The sequence below is a fragment of the Streptomyces sp. NPDC038200 genome, from assembly GCF_055600785.1.
This window is the reverse complement of record NZ_JBVJYH010000026.1, coordinates 72,516-90,155: the sequence shown is the minus strand read 5'-3', so window position 1 is coordinate 90,155 and position 17,640 is coordinate 72,516. Positions and strand designations below refer to the sequence as shown.

15 protein-coding genes are annotated in these 17,640 nt (G+C 73.6%); 7 read left to right on the top strand and 8 right to left on the bottom strand.

What is annotated here, in order from left to right; all coding sequences use genetic code 11:
* Positions 1-13: 13 nt before the first annotated feature.
* Positions 14-2,002: a CASTOR/POLLUX-related putative ion channel gene (locus ACZ7KF_RS36800; protein WP_471085351.1), complete on the bottom strand. Its 1,989-nt coding sequence runs from the start codon at positions 2,000-2,002 to the stop codon at positions 14-16.
* A gap of 276 nt (positions 2,003-2,278) precedes the next feature.
* On the opposite strand from ACZ7KF_RS36800, the gene ACZ7KF_RS36795 reads away from it, so the two are divergent.
* The 3 genes from ACZ7KF_RS36795 to ACZ7KF_RS36785 all read left to right on the top strand — a co-directional run bounded on the left by ACZ7KF_RS36795 (position 2,279) and on the right by ACZ7KF_RS36785 (position 6,191).
* Complete coding sequence (locus ACZ7KF_RS36795) at positions 2,279-2,731, top strand: phospholipase (protein WP_471085348.1); 453 nt, start codon at positions 2,279-2,281, stop codon at positions 2,729-2,731.
* A 228-nt stretch (positions 2,732-2,959) separates the two neighbouring features.
* Positions 2,960-3,160, top strand: coding sequence for a DUF6229 family protein (locus tag ACZ7KF_RS36790; RefSeq protein ID WP_471085345.1), 201 nt, complete (start codon positions 2,960-2,962; stop codon positions 3,158-3,160).
* A gap of 199 nt (positions 3,161-3,359) precedes the next feature.
* On the top strand, positions 3,360-6,191 hold the full coding sequence (locus ACZ7KF_RS36785) for a type 2 lanthipeptide synthetase LanM family protein (RefSeq protein ID WP_471085342.1): 2,832 nt from the start codon (positions 3,360-3,362) through the stop codon (positions 6,189-6,191).
* A gap of 19 nt (positions 6,192-6,210) precedes the next feature.
* Here ACZ7KF_RS36785 and ACZ7KF_RS36780 read toward each other — a convergent pair whose 3' ends face one another.
* Complete coding sequence (locus ACZ7KF_RS36780) at positions 6,211-7,917, bottom strand: serine/threonine-protein kinase (RefSeq protein WP_471085339.1); 1,707 nt, start codon at positions 7,915-7,917, stop codon at positions 6,211-6,213.
* Between the two features lie 153 nt (positions 7,918-8,070).
* Entirely contained in the window at positions 8,071-9,678 is a 1,608-nt protein-coding gene (locus tag ACZ7KF_RS36775; RefSeq protein ID WP_471085336.1) for an FAD-binding oxidoreductase, read from the bottom strand.
* Positions 9,679-9,750: 72 nt separating this feature from the next.
* Between ACZ7KF_RS36775 and ACZ7KF_RS36770 the strand changes: the two genes are divergently transcribed.
* The 4 genes from ACZ7KF_RS36770 to ACZ7KF_RS36755 all read left to right on the top strand — a co-directional run bounded on the left by ACZ7KF_RS36770 (position 9,751) and on the right by ACZ7KF_RS36755 (position 13,450).
* Positions 9,751-10,347 carry a TetR/AcrR family transcriptional regulator gene (locus tag ACZ7KF_RS36770; protein ID WP_471085333.1) on the top strand — a complete coding sequence of 199 codons (597 nt, stop codon included), beginning with the start codon at positions 9,751-9,753 and terminating at the stop codon, positions 10,345-10,347.
* Positions 10,348-10,809: 462 nt separating this feature from the next.
* Positions 10,810-11,469: a histidine phosphatase family protein gene (locus ACZ7KF_RS36765; protein WP_471085330.1), complete on the top strand. Its 660-nt coding sequence runs from the start codon at positions 10,810-10,812 to the stop codon at positions 11,467-11,469.
* A gap of 230 nt (positions 11,470-11,699) precedes the next feature.
* Complete coding sequence (locus tag ACZ7KF_RS36760; protein ID WP_471085327.1) at positions 11,700-12,353, top strand: response regulator; 654 nt, start codon at positions 11,700-11,702, stop codon at positions 12,351-12,353.
* Positions 12,350-13,450 carry a sensor histidine kinase gene (locus ACZ7KF_RS36755; RefSeq protein ID WP_471085324.1) on the top strand — a complete coding sequence of 367 codons (1,101 nt, stop codon included), beginning with the start codon at positions 12,350-12,352 and terminating at the stop codon, positions 13,448-13,450. The genes ACZ7KF_RS36760 and ACZ7KF_RS36755 overlap by 4 nt, the downstream gene beginning before the upstream one ends.
* Here ACZ7KF_RS36755 and ACZ7KF_RS36750 read toward each other — a convergent pair.
* The 5 genes from ACZ7KF_RS36750 to ACZ7KF_RS36730 form a co-directional block, all read right to left on the bottom strand.
* Positions 13,408-14,280, bottom strand: a complete 873-nt coding sequence (locus ACZ7KF_RS36750) for a cytochrome c oxidase assembly protein (RefSeq protein WP_471085321.1) — start codon at positions 14,278-14,280, stop codon at positions 13,408-13,410. The genes ACZ7KF_RS36755 and ACZ7KF_RS36750 overlap by 43 nt on opposite strands.
* Positions 14,281-14,291: 11 nt before the next feature.
* Positions 14,292-14,855, bottom strand: a complete 564-nt coding sequence (locus ACZ7KF_RS36745) for a DUF2243 domain-containing protein (protein ID WP_471085319.1) — start codon at positions 14,853-14,855, stop codon at positions 14,292-14,294.
* Between the two features lie 175 nt (positions 14,856-15,030).
* Complete coding sequence (locus ACZ7KF_RS36740) at positions 15,031-15,333, bottom strand: protealysin inhibitor emfourin (RefSeq protein WP_471085316.1); 303 nt, start codon at positions 15,331-15,333, stop codon at positions 15,031-15,033.
* The gene (locus ACZ7KF_RS36735; RefSeq protein ID WP_471085313.1) at positions 15,330-16,541 is read right to left on the bottom strand and encodes a M4 family metallopeptidase; all 1,212 of its coding nucleotides are present in this window, start codon (positions 16,539-16,541) and stop codon (positions 15,330-15,332) included. Before ACZ7KF_RS36735 ends, ACZ7KF_RS36740 begins: the two co-directional genes overlap by 4 nt.
* Positions 16,542-16,895: 354 nt before the next feature.
* Positions 16,896-17,402: a DUF6083 domain-containing protein gene (locus ACZ7KF_RS36730; RefSeq protein ID WP_471085310.1), complete on the bottom strand. Its 507-nt coding sequence runs from the start codon at positions 17,400-17,402 to the stop codon at positions 16,896-16,898.
* Positions 17,403-17,640: the final 238 nt, after the last annotated feature.

Below are 17,640 nucleotides of genomic sequence, written 5' to 3'. Positions count from 1 at the left end.
GCTCGCCCGCGGGTCACTGGTGTTCCGGGGGACGCGCCGCCGGGGCATCGTCCGCCGCCTTCCGCCGTCTCATCCGGGGCAGTCGGTCGGGCGCGTCGGCGCCCCCGTCGGAGGCCGGCGGGGGCGCCGACAGCACCACGACCTCGTCCTCGGCCGCCCATACGCGTCGTTCGGACTTGCCGGGGCACAGCCGGATGCCGTCGTCGCCGCGCGCGGGGTGCGGGGTGGGCGCGCGGTAGCCGATCGCGCAGTCGCCTTGTCGTAGCGCGGCGGCCACCACCGTGGCGAAGGACGCCTCGCGGCCGGGCAGCACGTACTGCCCGGCCGGGCGCAGGCCGAGGGCGCCGCCCCGGGTGGCGAACACCTCCTCGAACACCGGCGCGAGGGTGGGGTCCTGGGAGATCTGGGCCATCAGCAGAGCGGTCAGTTCGCCTCGTACCACCGCGTCCGAGGCCCTGCCCAGCGGGGCCAGGACCCGGCTGCGGTGCTCGCACAGCTCGGCCACCACCGGCAGCGCGCGCCCCGATTCCTCTTCCCGTGCCCGCAGCATCAGCAGGGTGACCAGGGTCCGGTCGTCGGGCCGTTCGGAGCCGGGGCCGGCGTCCGGTCCCAGCACGATGACACTGTCGTAGCCGAGGGCGTCGAAGGTGCGCACGGTCTCGGGGCGGGCCAGGTCGCCGACGTGGTGGGCGATGCGGAGCGGTCCGGCGTCCGCGCCGCCCTCGGGCGGTGGCGGCGCGACGTCGTCAGGACCGGTGACCACGTCGAGGACGGAACCCGGCCGGGCCGTGCGGCGCAGGAGGTCCACGATCAGCGGTGCCCGGCGGTTCCAGCCCAGCAGCAGTACCCGCACGGGTCCCGGGGCGCTCGGCTCCCGTGCGGCCATGGCGGTCGGGTCGACGAGTCCCCGGCAGTCCGCGGGGGGCAGGGGCGTGTCGTCGTGGGCGACGACGACCAGCCGGTCGCCGGCCCCGAGGACGCTTTCCGGTCCGGGGGTGAGAAGGGGGCGTCCGTCGGCGCGCACCACTCCGACCACGCACGCGGACTCGAAGTGCAGGGCGGTCTCCCCGAAGGTGAGCCCGGCCGGTGTCCGGGCCTCGATCACATGGAACTCGGCCCCGGCCACGTCGAGGAGGTCCCGCAGCACGGCCGGCAGCCCCGGTCGGCGAGCGGACTGCACCAGCAGCCGGGCCGTCGTCGTGTCCGTGTCCAGCACCACGCTCCGCGGTCCGGCCGCCAGCCGTGCCGCCGGCAGATAACGGCGGTCCCGCACGGCGGCCACCACCGGCGGCCCCGCTTCCGCGCCGAGCAGCGGCCTCAGCGCCAGCAGGATCCGTACCACCTCCGGATCGGCGTCGACGCCCTCGGCCGGCAGCACGAGCACCGAACCGGCCGCGCCCGGGGCGACCAGGGCGAGGGCCGCGGGGTCCGTCAGCGATCCGGTACGGCAGACCAGACGGGTCCGGCGCGGCCCCAGCGTGGCGGCGAGCGCCTCGTCCATCTCGGCCGGGTCCCGGTCGGCGAGCACGGCCACGACTCCCCGCCCCCGGCTGTCCTGTGCCGCGGCCGCTTCCGCGACGACCGTGAAGACCTGCTCCGACCAGCCCAGCACGACCGCGTGCCCGCGTTCCAGCACGGTCGAGCGGCCCCGCCGCAGCTCCGCCAGACGGTCTCCGAGCCCCGTGGTGACCACGCCCACCAGGGTCGACACGCACAGCAGGGCGATCAGGCCGAGCAGCACCGAGAGCAGCATCCGCAGCGGGGCGCCGGTCGCGACGCCCAGGCGCAAGGTCTCCGCGCTGGTCCGCCATACGGCCGTGAGCCGGCCGGACAGCGAGCGCGGCGCGTCGGGGTCCATCCACACCAGCAGCGTGCTGACGGGCACGACGACCACGAGACAGCCGAGGGCCAGCCAGCCCAGCAGCGTCCCCGTACTGCGCGCCAGCCGTCTGTCGAACAGATAACGCGCCCGGTCCCGTAACGACGACTGCTGCCGGCCCACCACATCAGCTCCCTGACATCCGCCCCAGGTCCTGTTGCAGAGTGCTGGTCCGGCGCTCACGACACGCCGCGCCACCGGGCTATTCATCCGTTCGGGAGCGTCCCGCCGGGCGCACGGTCCGAAGGATCGCCCGCCCGCGTCCGCCGGGCCGTCGGCGCAGCCGAGAGTTAACGGGCCGTTAGGTGACGGGAGCTGTACAGGAGTTGTCCAGGCATCAATCATTTGTCATGTACCTGCGACCCCGACCGGCGGGTCGCAGTCCCATGGAGGTGTGGAATGCTCCGAAGAGTCTCCGTCGGCCTGTCCGCCTCGGCGCTCGCCGTGGTCACCACCATCGCCGCCGCCACCGCCGCCGACGCCGCGCCCGCCGACAAGCCCCAGGTCCTGTCGAGCTGGACCCAGACCAGCGCGTCGAGCTACAACCTCTGGGCCGCCGCCCGGAGCAACCAGGCCGCCTGGTCCGCGTACGCCTTCGACTGGTCCACCGACTACTGCTCCTCCTCACCGGACAATCCGTTCGGCTTCCCCTTCGCCGTCTCCTGCGCCCGCCACGACTTCGGCTACCGCAACTACAAGGCCGCCGGCACGTTCAGCGCCAACAAGGCGCGCCTGGACAGCGCCCTCTACGCAGACCTCGAGCGCGTCTGCGCCACCTACAGCGGCGCCACGAAGACCACCTGCGACGGCACGGCGTGGACCTATTACCAGGCGGTCAAGGCGCTCGGCTGAGCCGTGGGCGGCCGTCGCCGTGGCGGCCGCCCACGCGACGGCCGCAGCCGGGGGACCGGGGCACCCTCGGGCGGTGCCCGCCGGGGGCCGCGTGGTGACCGCGCCGCCGCTCGGCGGACGGCCGGATCGCCGCAGAACTGTGGCCGGATCCGTCGTCTGACGGGTCGTCGAACGCCGTGATACTCGGGCTGGGCAGTCCGCCCCGTCTCACGACCTCGGAGGCCATCGATGTCTCAGACCAGTGTGCACAGCGCCGCAGTACTCGAAGCCTGGCTGTCGGGCGCGGAGAGCGCGTACGGCCAGCTCAACCCCGCCGGTCCGCTGTACGTCGGCGGGGCCGCCGCCGAGGCCGCGCTGACCGACCCGAGCGACTCCCTGTACGGCTTCTGTTCCAGCCCGAGCGGGTCGCACGGCAGCTGGTGCTGCTGACCCCTCGCTCTCCGGCCTGCGCCAGTGAACGTGCGTGACAGCGCCAGGCCGGCCCGCGGGGAACCGCGCGCCATGCCATGAGCCGTCCGCCCCGCACACCAGGGGCGGCCGGGCCAGGGCTGCCCGCGCCGTTCCCCGCGTTTTCTCCGCGCGCACCCGGGCGGGCGCGTGCCGTGGCTGGGAGCAGGGAGGGTGGAGGGTGAGCGGATCGGCACCGGGCAGGGCGGAGCAGGAGGAGTGGTTCGACGGGCCCGTACGCGGCCTCGCGCGGCCCTGGCGGGAGGACCTGGCCCGGCGGCTCACGGACGTGGACGGTCTGGACCGGGGGGAACGGGACGTACTGCTGGAGGCGGGCCACACCGCGCTGCTCAGGTCGCTGCACGCCAAGCTGGCCCGCCTGTTCCTGGTGGAGCTGCACGCGCTGCGCATGGCCCAGGGCGTCGACCCCGCGGCCGGGCCGGGCACGGCGGAAGCGGACCCGGGCATCTGGGCCGCGTTCGTCGAGCAGGCCGCCGCGGAGGGATACCTGGCCAAGCTGACCGGGCGCTACCCCGGCATCGGCTCGCGGACGGCCGCGGTGGCGGACCTGTCCGTGGCGGCCACGGCCGGGTTCGCGCAGCGGTTCGCCGCCGACCGCGCGCTGCTGGAGCCACTGCTCGGCGCAGCCGCGGGCCGGATCCATGACGTGACGTTCGGGGCGGGCGACAGCCATCGGGGCGGTCTGACGGTCAGCCGGGTCGAGCTGGCCGGCGGTACAGTCATGTACAAGCCACGTTCGTCCGAGGCGGACGTCGCTCTCGGCGCGCTGCTCGACGAGCTGTTCGCGGACTTCCCCGACGCCCCGGCACCGGACGAACGTATCCGGGTGCCGCGCACCCTCCCGCGCGAAGGCTACGGCTGGGCCGAGTTCGTCCGTCACCGCTACTGCGCGGACGACACGGAACTCGCCGCCTTCTACCGTGGCATGGGGCACTGGCTGGCCGTCCTCCGCTTCACCGGCGGCACCGACATGCACGCCGAGAACATGATCGCCTCCGGCCCGGTGCCGGTGATCGTGGACGCCGAGACGCTCTTCGACGCCCCCGCTCCCTTCCCGGCCGGCGGCCGGGGCGACGCGGTGGACGTGGCCGCGGCGGCCATCCGCCGCACCGTGCTGCGCACCGGTCTGCTGCCCGTGCGGGGCACCGGGTTCGCACTCGGCGGGGTGGACATCTCCGGTGTGGGGGCGCTTCCCGGCCAGCAGCCGTTGATCCCGAACCCGGTGATCACGGGCGGCGGCACCGCGGCGGCCCGCTTCGAGGTGGACATGGTGGCGATGCCGACCGCGGGCAACCACCCCAGCCCCTCCCCCGTGCTGAGCGCCTACTGGGACCGGATCCTGACGGGATTCCGGGAGATGACCGCGCACCTGCGCCGGCCCGGCGTCGACCCCGCCCGGCTGCTCCGCCGCTTCGAAGGGGCGTGGGCGCGGCGGATCCTGCGGCCGACCCAGGCGTACGTCGACATCGGCCGGATGCTCTGGCACCCGGCGTCGCTGCACGACGAGGCCGCGGCCGTCGAGCGGGCCCGGGACATCCTGCGGCGCAATGCCGAGGTGCTGCCGGGGGCGCCGACGGACCGGGAGACCATCGACGGTGAGATCGCCGACCTGCTGGCCGGGGACGTGCCGATGTTCGGCTTCACCGTGGACGCGACTGCCGTGCGCAGGACGGCCGAGGACTGGCGCACCGCCGACTTCGCGCTGGAGGAGTCGGTGATCCAGGACGCCCTGGTCGGCGCGTACCTGAACGAGCGTTCGCTGCCCGCCCGGGTGCGGACCGCCGCCGAGGAGCCGCACGCCCGTGACCGTGAGCGGCGCCGACGGCGGCTGGCGGCACGGATGGTGGGGCGGCTGTGTGACGGCGCGGTACGCGGCGGCGACGGCACGGTCACCTGGATCAGCCCCGTCTTCACACCGGCGGGCTGGTCCATCAGGGTGCTGCCCGCCGACCTCTACACGGGCCAGGGCGGAGTCGCGCTGGTGCTGGCGGAGTACCTCGGCGAGGTCCGGGCCGGCCGGGCGGACGAGGTGCCGGGTGTCGCGGAGAGCTTCGACGGCGCGCTGCGCGTGCTGATCGACACCGAGGAGCGGACCGCCACACCGTCGGCCGGGGCGTTCAGCGGGGCCGCGTCGCAGGTGTGGACGTGGCTGGCGCTGCACCGGGTGCTCGGGGAGGAGTGGCCGCTGGCGCGGGCCGCCGGGCGGGCCGCGCTGCTCGAAGGCCCTTTGGTCGACGACGACATCGAGGTGGACCTCCTCAACGGCGCGGCGGGCGGCATCGTCCCGTTGCTCGGGCTGGCCGCGGCCACCGGGCAGGACCGCTGGCTGGCCGCCGCCGCGCACATCGGCCGCCGGCTGGCCGGGCTGGCCACCGTCGACTCCGGTGGGGCCCGCTGGACGACCCGGCTCAACCCGGAGGGCATCGGCGGCTTCGCGCACGGCGCCACCGGTATCGGCTGGGCGCTGGCCCGGCTGGCGCTGAGCGAGGCGGGTTCCGTGGCGGAGCGGCACGCCTGGCGTGGCCTCGCCGAGCTGGCGTTCTCCTTCCAGGAGTCGCTGTGGCAGCCCGGCCAGGGCAACTGGCTGGACGTCCGCGTCGGCGCCGAGGAGGACTTCTTCACCAGCTGGTGCCACGGCAGCGCCGGGATCGGCATCGGCATGCTCGACCTCCATCGACGCACGGGCGACCCCGCCCGCCTCGACACGGCTCGGCGGGCGGCGCGCGCCTGCGCCGCCGAGGGGTTCGGCTGGAGCCACACGCTGTGCCACGGCGACCTCGGCCTCTGGCAGTTCCTCACGAGCCTGGGCCACGGCGATCCCGACGCTCTCGACGGCGAGATCCTCACCGGGCTGGAACAGCGCGGTCCGGTCGGCGGCCTGGCCCGCGAGGCGTTCTCCCCCAGCCTGATGTCGGGGCTCTCCGGGGTGGTGCACACCCTCCTGCGCATGCACCGCTCGGCTTCGCTGCCGGATCCCCTGCTGCTCGACTGACCGGCTCCGGAGCCGTCCCTCAGCCGTCGCTGGGCATCACCTTCAGCACCTTCCCCTCGCGATCCGCCTGGAGGTAGCCGGACTGCTGGTAGTCGTTGCCGAGGTACACGGACATCCCGGCGGGGGTGCCGAAGACCTTGTCCGGCGGGTTCATCACCAGGTAGCGGGAGGTCACGTGGTCGACGTTCAGTTTCTTCACGCCTTCGCGGAGCAGCGCCGGCACCGCGCCCCAGTCGAAGCCGTCCAGGGTGACGGGGGTCTTGTTGCTCGGCAGCGCCGCGCTGATGATGCCCTTCTCCACGCCCTGCCCGGCGCGATAGGTGTACGTGTCGTACTTGCTGTCGCTGCCCTGGACCATCACCTCGGCGGTGACGTACCCGGGATACACCGTGAGGCCGCCGAAGCGGTCCCGGCCGGTCTGCTTCTCGATGGCGGCGACGGCGGTGCGGATCCCGGCCGGGGTCAGCAGGTCCGTCCCACCGGTTCCGTCCTGCTCCGCGGGCGAGGCGGAGTGGGCCGACCCGCTCCTCGCCGGTGCCCCGGTGGCCGGATCCGCGGAGCCGGTGGACCCGGACGCACCGGACGCCTGGGTTCCCCCGTCCGGCAACAGCGTCCACACGAGGGCACCGGCGAGCGCCACTCCCGCGACCGGGAGCCCCACCGTCGCCCAGTGCCGTCGGCGGCCCGGCCGCACGGGCACGGCCGGGGACGGGGGACGCGCGTCCTCGGGCGGCGGTGACACCGTGTGCGCGGGGCGGGCGTCGTGCGGCCCGGAGTGCATCGAGGGCGCGGGGCCGAAGCCGGGTGTCGTCGTCGCGGGGCCGGCAGCCGGGGCGGCGGGCGGGGGCGGCAGAGGATAGGAGGTGGGCGGTTCGGCCGCACGGGCCGCGGCGTCCAGCATCCGCTCCAGCTCCGGCGTGCCGGGCCGCGCCGCGGGGTCCCGGACCAGGAGCCGGACCAGGACGTCCCGCAGCGCGCCGGCCCGGACGGGTGGCGGGATGTCCTCGCTCAGGACGGCGGCGAGCGTCGCCAGCGTCGTGCCGCGGCGCAGCGGATGGTGGCCCTCCACCGCCGTGTACAGCATCATGCCCAGCGACCACAGGTCCGAGGCGGGTCCGCCGTCCTGGCCCGAGACTCGTTCCGGAGCCATGTAGTCGGGCGTGCCGATCACCGAGCCGGTGGCGGTGAGGGCCGTCGACTCGCGGATCGCCGCGATGCCGAAGTCGGTGAGCACCGGCCGTCCGTCGGGACGCAGCAGCACGTTGGCCGGTTTCACGTCGCGGTGCTGGATGCCGGCCTCGTGCGCGGCGCGCAGCGCGGCCAGCACCTCCCGTCCGATCAGCGCCGCCTCGCCCGGATCCATCGGCCCGCGGGCGAGCCGATCGGCCAGGGAACCGCCGGTGACGAGTTCCATCACGATCCAGGGGTAGCTTCCCGGGCCGCCGTCCACGATGTGGTGGATCGTCACCACGTTGGGATGGTCGACCCGGGCCAGGGCGCGGGCCTCGCGCAGGACCCGTTCCCGCAGCATCCGCGCGGCTTCCGGGTCGTATTCGGCGAGGTCCGGATCGGGCGGCCGGACCTCCTTGACGGCCACGTTCCGGTGCAGCACCAGGTCCCGCGCCGACCAGACCATGCCCATACCGCCACCGCCGAGCCGTTTCTCCAGCTCGAACCGCCCGTCGACAACGCGTCTGCCGCTGTTGTCGCTGCCCGCTTCACTCATGCGCGGGAGCTTAGTTGCCGCCGCCGACAGCCATGACACCAAGGAGGCACCGGGAAACCCGGGCCCGGTCCGCGCGCCCGGTCCGCGCGCCCGGCACGGCCGAGGCGGCGGCCGAGGCGGCGATCCCGGCGCGCAGGCCGCGCCATCGGTCGGCTACCGCGCCGGGAGGAGCACCCCGGGGTTGAGGACGCCTGCCGGGTCCAGAGCGGTCTTGGCCGCGGACAGCGCGGCGGCGAAGGGTTCGGGGCGCTGGCGGTCGTACCAGGGCCGGTGGTCGCGTCCGACCGCGTGGTGGTGGGTGATCGTGCCGCCGGAGGTCTCGATCGCCTCGGACACCGCGGCCTTGATGTGGTCCCACTGGGCCACCATGTCGCCCCAGCGGCCGGGTGCGTACACGCCGAAGTACGGCGCGGGGCCGTCCGGGTACACGTGGGTGAAGCGGCAGGTGACCACCCCGTCGGTGCCGGTGGCCTCGCGGACGGCCTGCCCGGCCGCCTCCGTGACCGCCCGGTGCAGCGCGGGGAAGGTGTCCCAGGTGCACGCCGTCTCGAACGTCTCGGCGATCACCGAGTGCCGGGCCAGCGCGTCCCGCTGGTAGGGCATCCGCAGGAACGACGAGCGCCAGGTGTCCGCGGCGGAGCCGGCGCCCGGCCCTCGGCCGGAGTCCCCGCCCGGCTCCCCGCGGGTGCCGGCGGAAGGTTCTCCGCCGTGGTCGCGGCAGAGTTCCACGGCCCGCTCCAGGCTGTGGTGCACCGGATGGTCGGCGGACTCGAAGCCGAGGACGAGGAGGCCGCCGTCCACGCCCACGCCCGCGTTGATCAACGACTCGGCGGGGTCCAGGAGACGGCAGTTCGCCGGGTGCAGCCCGCTCTGCGCGATCGCCCGGGTGGCGGCCACCGCCGCCGCGTGGTCGCCGAACCGCACCGCCGCCCCGGCGCGCCAGCGAGGGCGTTCCTGCACCCGCATCCATGCCTCGGTGATGACGCCCAGCGTTCCCTCGCTGCCCAGGAAGAGGCGGTCCGGGGACGGTCCCGCGCCGGAGCCCGGCAGCCGCCGGGACGCGCTGACCCCGCTCGGGGTGACCACCCGCATCGACTCGACCAGGTCGTCGATGTGCGTGTGCAGTGTCGCGTAGTGGCCGCCGGCGCGCGTGGCGAGCCAACCGCCGAGCGTGGAGAACTCGAACGACTGCGGGAAATGACGCAGGGTCAGCCCGTGCGACCGGAGCTGGTCCTCCAGGTGGGGGCCGAACACGCCGGCCTCGATTCGCGCGGCCCGGCTCGTCCGGTCGATCTCCCGTACCCGGTCCATGCGCTCCAGGTCCACGGTGACCACCGCCGGGTGGCCCTCGCACCGCGGCTCCACGCCGCCGACCACCGAGGTGCCGCCGCCGAAGGGCACCACGGCGATGCCTGCACGGGTGCACCAGTCGAGGAGGTCGGTCACGTCGCGCTCGTCGCGGGGCCGGGCGACGAGGTCCGGGACATGGCGCAGCTCCCCCTGCAGGTTGCGTACCACGTCCCGGAACGCCTTGCCGTGCGCGTGGGCGGCGCGGTCGGCCGGTTCGGCCGAGCACAGCCCGGCGAGCGAGGCCGGCGCGCTCACCCGGGGCGCGGGCAGGCCGAGCGAGGCGACGGCGGGCGGTTCGTGATCGGTCAGGTCTCCCGGCATCAGCGCCCGCACGCGGGCCAGCAGCGCCTGGAGTTCGGCCCCGTGCAGCGCGTCCTCCACGTTTCCCCATCCCCACCACGACCGTGTCATGAAGCCGCACTCCCCTGAATTGACCGATGGGTAAATTACTGATGGGTCATATCGTGGGCTACAGTGGTCCGCATGGGCAAGGCCGGCACCAAGGGCGTCTCCCGCGCGGAGCGGGAGCGGCAGATCGTCGACGTGGCCGTGGAGGAGTTCGGCAGGCACGGCTACGCGGGCGTCTCCGTCACCGCCGTCGCGCAGCGCGCCGGCATCTCCAAACCGCTGGTCTACAGCTACTTCGACTCCAAGGACGGGCTCTATCTCGCCTGCGTCCACGAGATGGGCGGCCTGCTGGTGGACGCCGTGGCCGCGGCCCGGTCCCGCAGCGGGTCCACCGGCCACGCGCTGGACACCCTGGGCGCACTCTTCACCGCGGTCGAGCGGCGCCGGCACGCCTGGTCCGTCCTGTACGACCCGGCCCTGCCGCCGCTGGGCGAGCTGCGCGACGCCGTACGTCTGTACCGGGGACGCCTGGCCGCCATGGGCGCCGCGGGTGCCGCCCAGCTCCTCAGCCGCGCCGGACACGACGACCGGCTCGACCACGAACTCCTCAACGAGGTCTGGCAGTACGCCGTGACCGCCGTGATGCGCTGGTGGTCGGACCACCCCGACCAGAGTGCGGCCGAGATGACGGATCGCTGCGCCCGCCTGCTCACCGCGCTGGGCACCGGCTGACCTCCCGCACCCGCTCGAAGATCACCCCGGGGTTCGAGGACGGCGGACGGTCCGGACGGACACCCGTCCATCCGCGGGTGCGGACCCCGCCGGGCGGCGGGGGTGATCCGGCCACATGCCGGATGGTTGAATCAGCACCGTTCCTGAACTCTGGTGACTGATGGAACACCTCTCTGCGCCGGCCAGGCCGTCCACTACAGCAGTGGGCGACAGTGTGCCGCGCGCCGCCGACGGTCCGGACGTCCGGGCTCGGTCCCGCGCGCGGCCTCCCGCTCGTGGGCTCGAACGCCGAACGTGGCGGCTCGGGTCCGGCGGTGGGACGCCGGCTCTCCAGGGGGTACCACCGGTAGGGAGGACCCGGCCGCTCCGGCGGCACTCGGGTCCGCCGTCCCGGCCGAGCCCGCCCGCTCGATCAGACAACCGGGCCGGCGGTGCGCCGTCCCGATCGCAGAAGGAGGTCGGATGGTGACTGTGCGACTGACGATGCTGTGCGCGTCCACCGCGCGAGACAGCCGTGACCGGGTCTTCGGGGACGACGCCTTGAGCGAGCGCGGCCGGCGTGAGCTGACCGCCGCGAAAGCGGCCCTCTCGTCGTACGCGCCGGTCCTGCGGGCGCCCTCCATCCTCTGCGCGCAGACCGCTGACGCCCTCGCGGTCGAAGCCACACCCGAGAACGCCTTGCGCGACCTGGACTACGGCCTCTGGGACGGCCGGCCGCTCACGGACATCGCGGCCGAGGATCCCTACGACTTCTCCGCCTGGCTGACGGATCCCGCTGCCGCTCCGCACGGCGGCGAGTCCGTCGGCCGGCTCTGCCTTCGGACGGCGGACTGGCTGCACGCCCTGCCCGCCGGCACACGGCCCGTCCTCGCGATCACCGAAGCCTCCGTCATCCGGGCCGCGCTGGTCCACGCCCTGTCGGCGCCCGACCGCGCGTTCTGGCACCTGGACGTGCCGCCGCTGGCCACGGTCACGCTCACCCGGCACGACGGCCGCTGGAACGTCCGGCTCGGCCACCTGGCGGTCCCGCCGCAAGGGCAGCCGGCCGACGACTCCGTGCCGGTCGCGGTGCTGACCCGGCCTGTCACGCGACAGCACATGTGCCTCACCGGGCAGCCCTGACCCGACGCTCGCGTCCCGGTGGTCGCCGCGGCCAGGTGATCACGGCCGGGACGAGGCGACCCGCCGACATCCCAGGAGACACGGCACACCGGCACCCGAAGGACGCCCCGCCGTCCGCCCCCGAACCGACCGCCATGCAGGCCACGGCGCCCGCACCGGACGCGCCCGGCGGCAGAGTCGCCCCTGACGTGGTAGGAATCGAACAGGGCCGGATAGAGGCTGGAGCACACGTGATCCGGGTACTGGTGGTCGACGACGAAGCCCTGATCCGCCTGGGCTTCGAGCGCATCCTCGACGCCGCCGACGGTATCGAGGTCGTCGGGGCGGTGTCCGGCGGTCAGGCACTCCGGACGGTCCGCGAGACGCGTCCCGACGTCGTCCTGCTGGACATCCGCATGCCGGACGTGGACGGGCTCACCGTCCTGCGCGAGATCCGCGCCCTGCCGGAGCCTCCGGTGGTGGCCATGCTGACCACGTTCGACATGGACGAGTACGTGGAGACGGCACTGCGCTCGGGCGCTGCCGGATTCCTGCTCAAGGACACCGATCCCGAGGCGCTGCCGCTGGCCGTGCAGAGCCTGGCCCTCGGCGGCACGGTGCTGTCGCCCAAGGTCACGCGGACGGTGGTCGACGGCTATCTGAGCGCCGGGGCGCCCGAACACCTGCCGAGGGCCATCGGACGGCTCACCGACCGCGAACGGGAGGTGCTCGTCCTCATCGCCGAGGGCCTGTCGAACGCCGACATCGCGGCCCGTATGCACCTGAGCACCGGTACGGTCAAGGATCACGTCAGCGCGATCCTCACCAAGCTGGAGGTCAGCGGCCGGGTCCAGGCCGCCCTCTTCGCCCAGCGCGCCGGGCTCCTCGCCGAGGGCACAGGATGACCCGCCGGCCGTCCCCACTGCTCCTCGACGGCGTGGCGGTGGCCCTGGCCCTGCTGGACGTCTGGGCCCACTGGGACATCGACGAACCGATGCGGATGGCCTGCGGACTGGGTGCTGCCATGGCCCTGCTGCTGCGCCGGCGGCGACCGCTGCTCACCTTCCTCCTCACCCTGCCGGCCGTCCTGCTGTCCGACGCCGTCTTCGCCTGCCTGGCCGCGCTGTACACGCTCGCGTCCCTCGGCCGCCCCCGGACGCTGCTGGTCCTGGGCGCCCTGGCCTTCGCGTTCAGCGACATCACGTCCCTGCCGTCGACGACCATCGATCTGACCAAGGCCTCGACGGTGATCGCGCTGGGCTACAGCGCCGCCACGGCTGCCGCCGCCGTCTTCCTCGGACAGCTCGTGCAGACCCGCCGTGACCTGTCGCTGCGACTGACCGAGATCTCGGAGGCCCGGGACCACCAGCAGCTGCTGACCGCGCAGGCCGCCCTCGCCAAGGAACGCGCGCAGCTCGCGCGCGAGATGCACGATGTCGTCTCCCACCAGGTCAGCCTGATCGCCGTCCACGCGGGCGCACTGCAGGTCGGCACGAACGACCCGGACGTCAAAGAGGCCGCCGCGACGATCCGGCGGCTGAGCGTGCAGACGCTCGACGAACTGCGCCACATGGTCGGCGTCCTGCGTGCCTCCGTCGGCCGCCCCACGGAACTGACCCCGCAGCCGGCGCTCACCGACATCCAGCGGCTGGCCGACAGCTGCGGCATCGAGGCCGAGCTGAAGACCGACCTGCCCGAAGGCCTTCCGGCCACCGTGCAGCGCGCGATCTACCGCACGGTCCAGGAGGCGCTGACCAACACCCGCAAACACGCCCCGGGCGCCACCGCGTGCGTCGAGCTGTCGCACATCAGCGGTGCCGTCCAGGTCCGGGTGACCAACACCGCGCCGACCCAGCCGGCCCTCCCCCTGCCCAGCGCGCACCACGGCCTGATCGGTCTCCGCCAGCGCGCCGAGCTGCTCGGCGGCTCCATGTCCGCGGGCCCGACGGGCGACGGCGGTTACGAAGTGCGCGTGGTGCTTCCCGCGGAAGTCACGGATTGAGCGGCCCGGGGCCCGCGCCGCCCGGCACGGCCGTCTCGTGGCGGGCGCGCGTCGCGGGCGGTCCGAACGGGGCGCCAGGTGGCGACCAGAGCCGCGGCCAGCAGCAGCTCGGCGATGTCACCGCCGTAGTACATGATCTCCGCGCCTCCCTGGACCTGGCTGATGGGCGCGTGGATGTCGGCCCAGAAACCGCCGTAGATCAGCTGTGAGATCACGGCGTGCGCCGCGACCGCGACACCGAGGTACACCAGCCGTGCGCGGACGCCCGGACGGAAGGGGGCGGGGTCGGGCCCGGCGATGACGTAGGCGAACAGCGAGCCGGACAGCAGGAAGTGCGCGTGCAGCAGCCAGTGTGCCGCCGGGTTGCTCGTGGTCGCGTTGTAGAGGGGGGTGAAGTAGAGCAGGGCCAGGCTGCCCGTGGACAGCGTCAGCGCGACCACGGGCCGGGCGATCACGCGGGCGGGCGGACTGTGCAGGACAGCGGTCAGCCGCCGGCCCCGGGCGGCGGGCAGCGCGCGCAGGAGCAGGGTGACCGGGGCGGACAGGACGAACGCGAGCGGCGCGTACATGCCGACGAGCATGTGCTGAACCATGTGGCCGCGGAAGTCCTCATGGGCGAAGGAGGCCACGGGCGGCAGCAGCGCCAGGCCGAGCAGCAGGACACCGGTCAGGAACCACGCCGTCCGCCCGCGGCTCCAGCCCAGGGCGGGACGGGCGCGGCGGGCCCGGTGGGCCAGCAGCAGATAGGCACAGGCAGCGGCGGTCAGGGTGAGCGCGGGCAGCAGCGTCTCCGGGAGAGTGCCGCCCGCCGGGTGCCCGGGTGCGGGCATGTGGTGCCCCATCAGGTGCGCCGTCCGTCACGCGGCCCGGCGGTGGCGTCGGGGTCGAAGGGCCGGCCGGTGCGCCGGAGCAGGTGACCGCCGGCGACCAGCAGGGCGCCCAGGACGAGGAAGCCCAGGTCCCACCAGACCTGGCCGTCGCCCGCGTGCACGTGGTGGATGCCGAGGATGTGGTGGTCCAGCACCCCTTCCACGAGGTTGAACAGCCCCCAGCCCACGAGCATCCAGCCCCACAGGACCCGGGAGGTCCACACGCGCAGCCGGCTGTGGGTGACCCGGGAATACAGGACGGCGAGGCCGAGCAGTACCGCGATCCAGCACACGGTGTGGAAGACGCCGTCCCACAGGGTGTTCATCTCCAGGCCGGAGACGGTGTGGGGGTTGTAGTACTGCACGCCGATGTGGTCCTGATTGGTGCTGCTGAGCATGTGATGCCATTGCAGCAGCTGGTGCAGCAGGATGCCGTCGACGAATCCGCCCATCCCCACGCCGAGCACGATGCCCGGCAACCGGAGACTCGCCGGGTGTGGGATTCCGGCCCGGGCCTCGGCCGCCGCGGTGTCCATCGCTTGTCTCCGCTCCTGCACCCTGGGTGCGCCGGGAATGTTCCAGAAGCAGGTTCCCTTCCCCAGGGCCCTCACCCCGCGCCGATTCCGCCATCCGGCCCCGCCGCGCACGGGGCTGCCGCGAGGCCGCGTCGCACGTGACGACCTCCGACCCCATGGCCCCGCCGGTCGCGCGTCACTGCCGCGCGAAGTGTTTCCTGAGCCACGTGAGCAGGGCCGCGAACGCCGGGGTCATCGCGGCGTCCGACTGCTCCAGGACCCTCACGCGGTTGCCGTCCTCCACCGTGATCGTGTAGCTCATCGCATCCCTGGCGCGGCCGTCCCGGTCCTCCTCGGGCGTCGAGCCGGCGGCCGCCAGCAGCCCGGTCAGGTCGGCCGCGGCGGTCTCGGGCAGGGCATCCGTGTCCAGCACCTGGGGCGGGCGGCGGAGGTTGACGGCCGCCGCCAGCCCGCCACAGGTCTCCAGCGTCACCTTCACCTGGCGGCCTTCAGCGCGGCCACTTCCTTGGCCAGCGCCGCGACCTTGTCGTTCAGCGCTCCGACCTGCTTGGCGAGGGCCGCCGAGCCGTCCATCCGCCCCGCGCCGCCGTTCCCGTTGACCGCGAAGCTCCGCACCCGGGCGACTCCGGTCGGGACACCCTTGACCGGAACTTCGACCTCCTGCCACGCCGACAGCACGGCCGACTGCTCAAGGCTCCCGGCGCCGAACAATTCCCCGGCCTTCTGGAAGGTGGTACCCGCGAAGTCCTGGAACTGGTCCTCGGCGCTGGATGCTTTGAGGGATGCGTACCAGATGCTGCCGGCCGCCTCCCATGCGAAACCGCCGATGCGCACGGCCGTCAGGAAGAACGCCTTGTTCGGAATGCCGGAGTTGAAGTGCACTCCGCCGAAATCTCCCCGCTTGGTGTCGGGCAGGTGGATGAATTTGCTCATCCGGTCGGGCTGGGGATCCTTTCCGAACTTCGGATTGTTGAACGCGTGCCCCGGGTCCTTCATCGACCGCAGGGCATCGCCGCCGATTCCCGGGGTCCACACGTCGGCCCCGATCAGCCAGTCCGCCTCGTCGGCCGTCTGCTTCAGCGACCACTGCTTGACCAGCGTCCCGAAGACGTCGGAAACCGACTCGTTCAGGGCCCCGGACTGATTGTGGTACACGAATTCCGAAGTGTGGTCCGTGACTCCGTGCGCCATCTCGTGGGCGTTGACTTCGAGGGATCCGGTGAGGTCGCCGAACTCCTTGCCGTCGCCGTCACCGAAGAGCATCTGCCGTCCGTCCCAGAACGCGTTGTTGACCTGGAACCCGAAGTGGACGTACCCGTCCAGGCGCATCCCCCCGTCGTCGATCGAATTACGCTGGAACACCTCCTTGTAGAAATCGCGTGTGAGGCCCAGTGCGTCGAACGCCTGGTTGACGGACGGGTCCGCCGACTCCGGGCCGTCCTCCGTCCTGACCAGGACGGCGTGGGCGAGGAATTCCTCCTGTTCGCAGTCGAAGACGGTGCGCCGGCCGTCGCCGGGCGCGGCCGCGCCGGCGAAGGACGCCCGGATCGCTCGCTCGCCCCGCAGGCGGGCAGTGACCAGCAGGGTGTCCAGTGCGGCCCGGCGTTCCTCACTGTCTGCGCTGTCGAGGAGCTTGTCGAGAATGTACGGGGGGATGATGCAGTTGATGGGGCGCGTCCTGCTCATGGGACACCTCCTGAGCGAGAGGACGACGGCTGGGCATGCGTCGTGTCGACGGCGTGCCCGGCTGTTCTCAGATCACCGCTCATCGCGTTCAACCATTGACGCGAGGACAGTTTTCGACGTTCAACAGGGCGGGGCCGCGGACATGCCGCGGATGCCCGCTGGTGCGGCAGCGACGGGAGAGGCGTTCGGCATGGACCGTCCCCCGATGTCCAGCGGTGCTGACACGCTGGTATCACCAGTCTCCCGCCGTCCGTGGTGACTGGCAAACGCAACCACCGGCGCGCGTTCCGGGGCGTCGCGGACAGAGCCGGATCCGCACCGTGCCGTCCTCCGTGGGCGGGCCCCCTCGCTCCTTCAACTCGCGTCCGGCAGCCCGCCCGGACACCCTGCCCTGTCGGCCTCGGCAGCCTGGTGCCGCGCTTCGAGGGCGTTGTACTCGCGCACCGCTGTCAGCCACCGCCACGGCTGGATCTCGTCCAGACCGAGGCCCGGACATGCCAGCCGGTGCGGGATCCGGCATGTGGAGCCGGGCCGGGGCTCGTCCAAACCACCGTTCCAGGCAGTGCCGTTGCCGTCGAGATGCCAGCGGTGGCCGCCGGGGACCAGGTGGGCGGGCACGACGAGGCGGGGTTCGAGGAGCACGTGCTGCCCGGTGTAGGTGAGCCGGCGCTCACCGGTGAGCCCGCAGTGGGGACAGACGGGCGGGTGGGGCGGCTCGGGCCCGGTGGCACCGTCGATGGCGGCTTGGGCCCGGTCGGCGTTCTCCCACGGCGCGGGTGCGCCGGCGGGCGGCTGCCAGGAGGCGTCCGGGCCGGCGGCGGGTAACGGAACGATGCTGTCGTCGTGGTCGGTGTCCCCCATGCTGTCGAGCGTGCGGGCCCCTGCCCGGTGGGGGGGGAGGGCGCGATCCGGGCGCATCAGGTGCAGGCATGCGCGGCGCGCGGGCGCTGTCTGCGGCTCGGGAGTCCCGCGGGACACCGGGGACCGCTGCGGCTACGACTCCACGGCAGCCGTGCCGGCCCAGTGGGGCCGACCGCCGCTCGCGGCCCACGGCACGCGCGCCGGCCTCGGCGCGTCCCGCGCGTCCGCCTCGACGCCC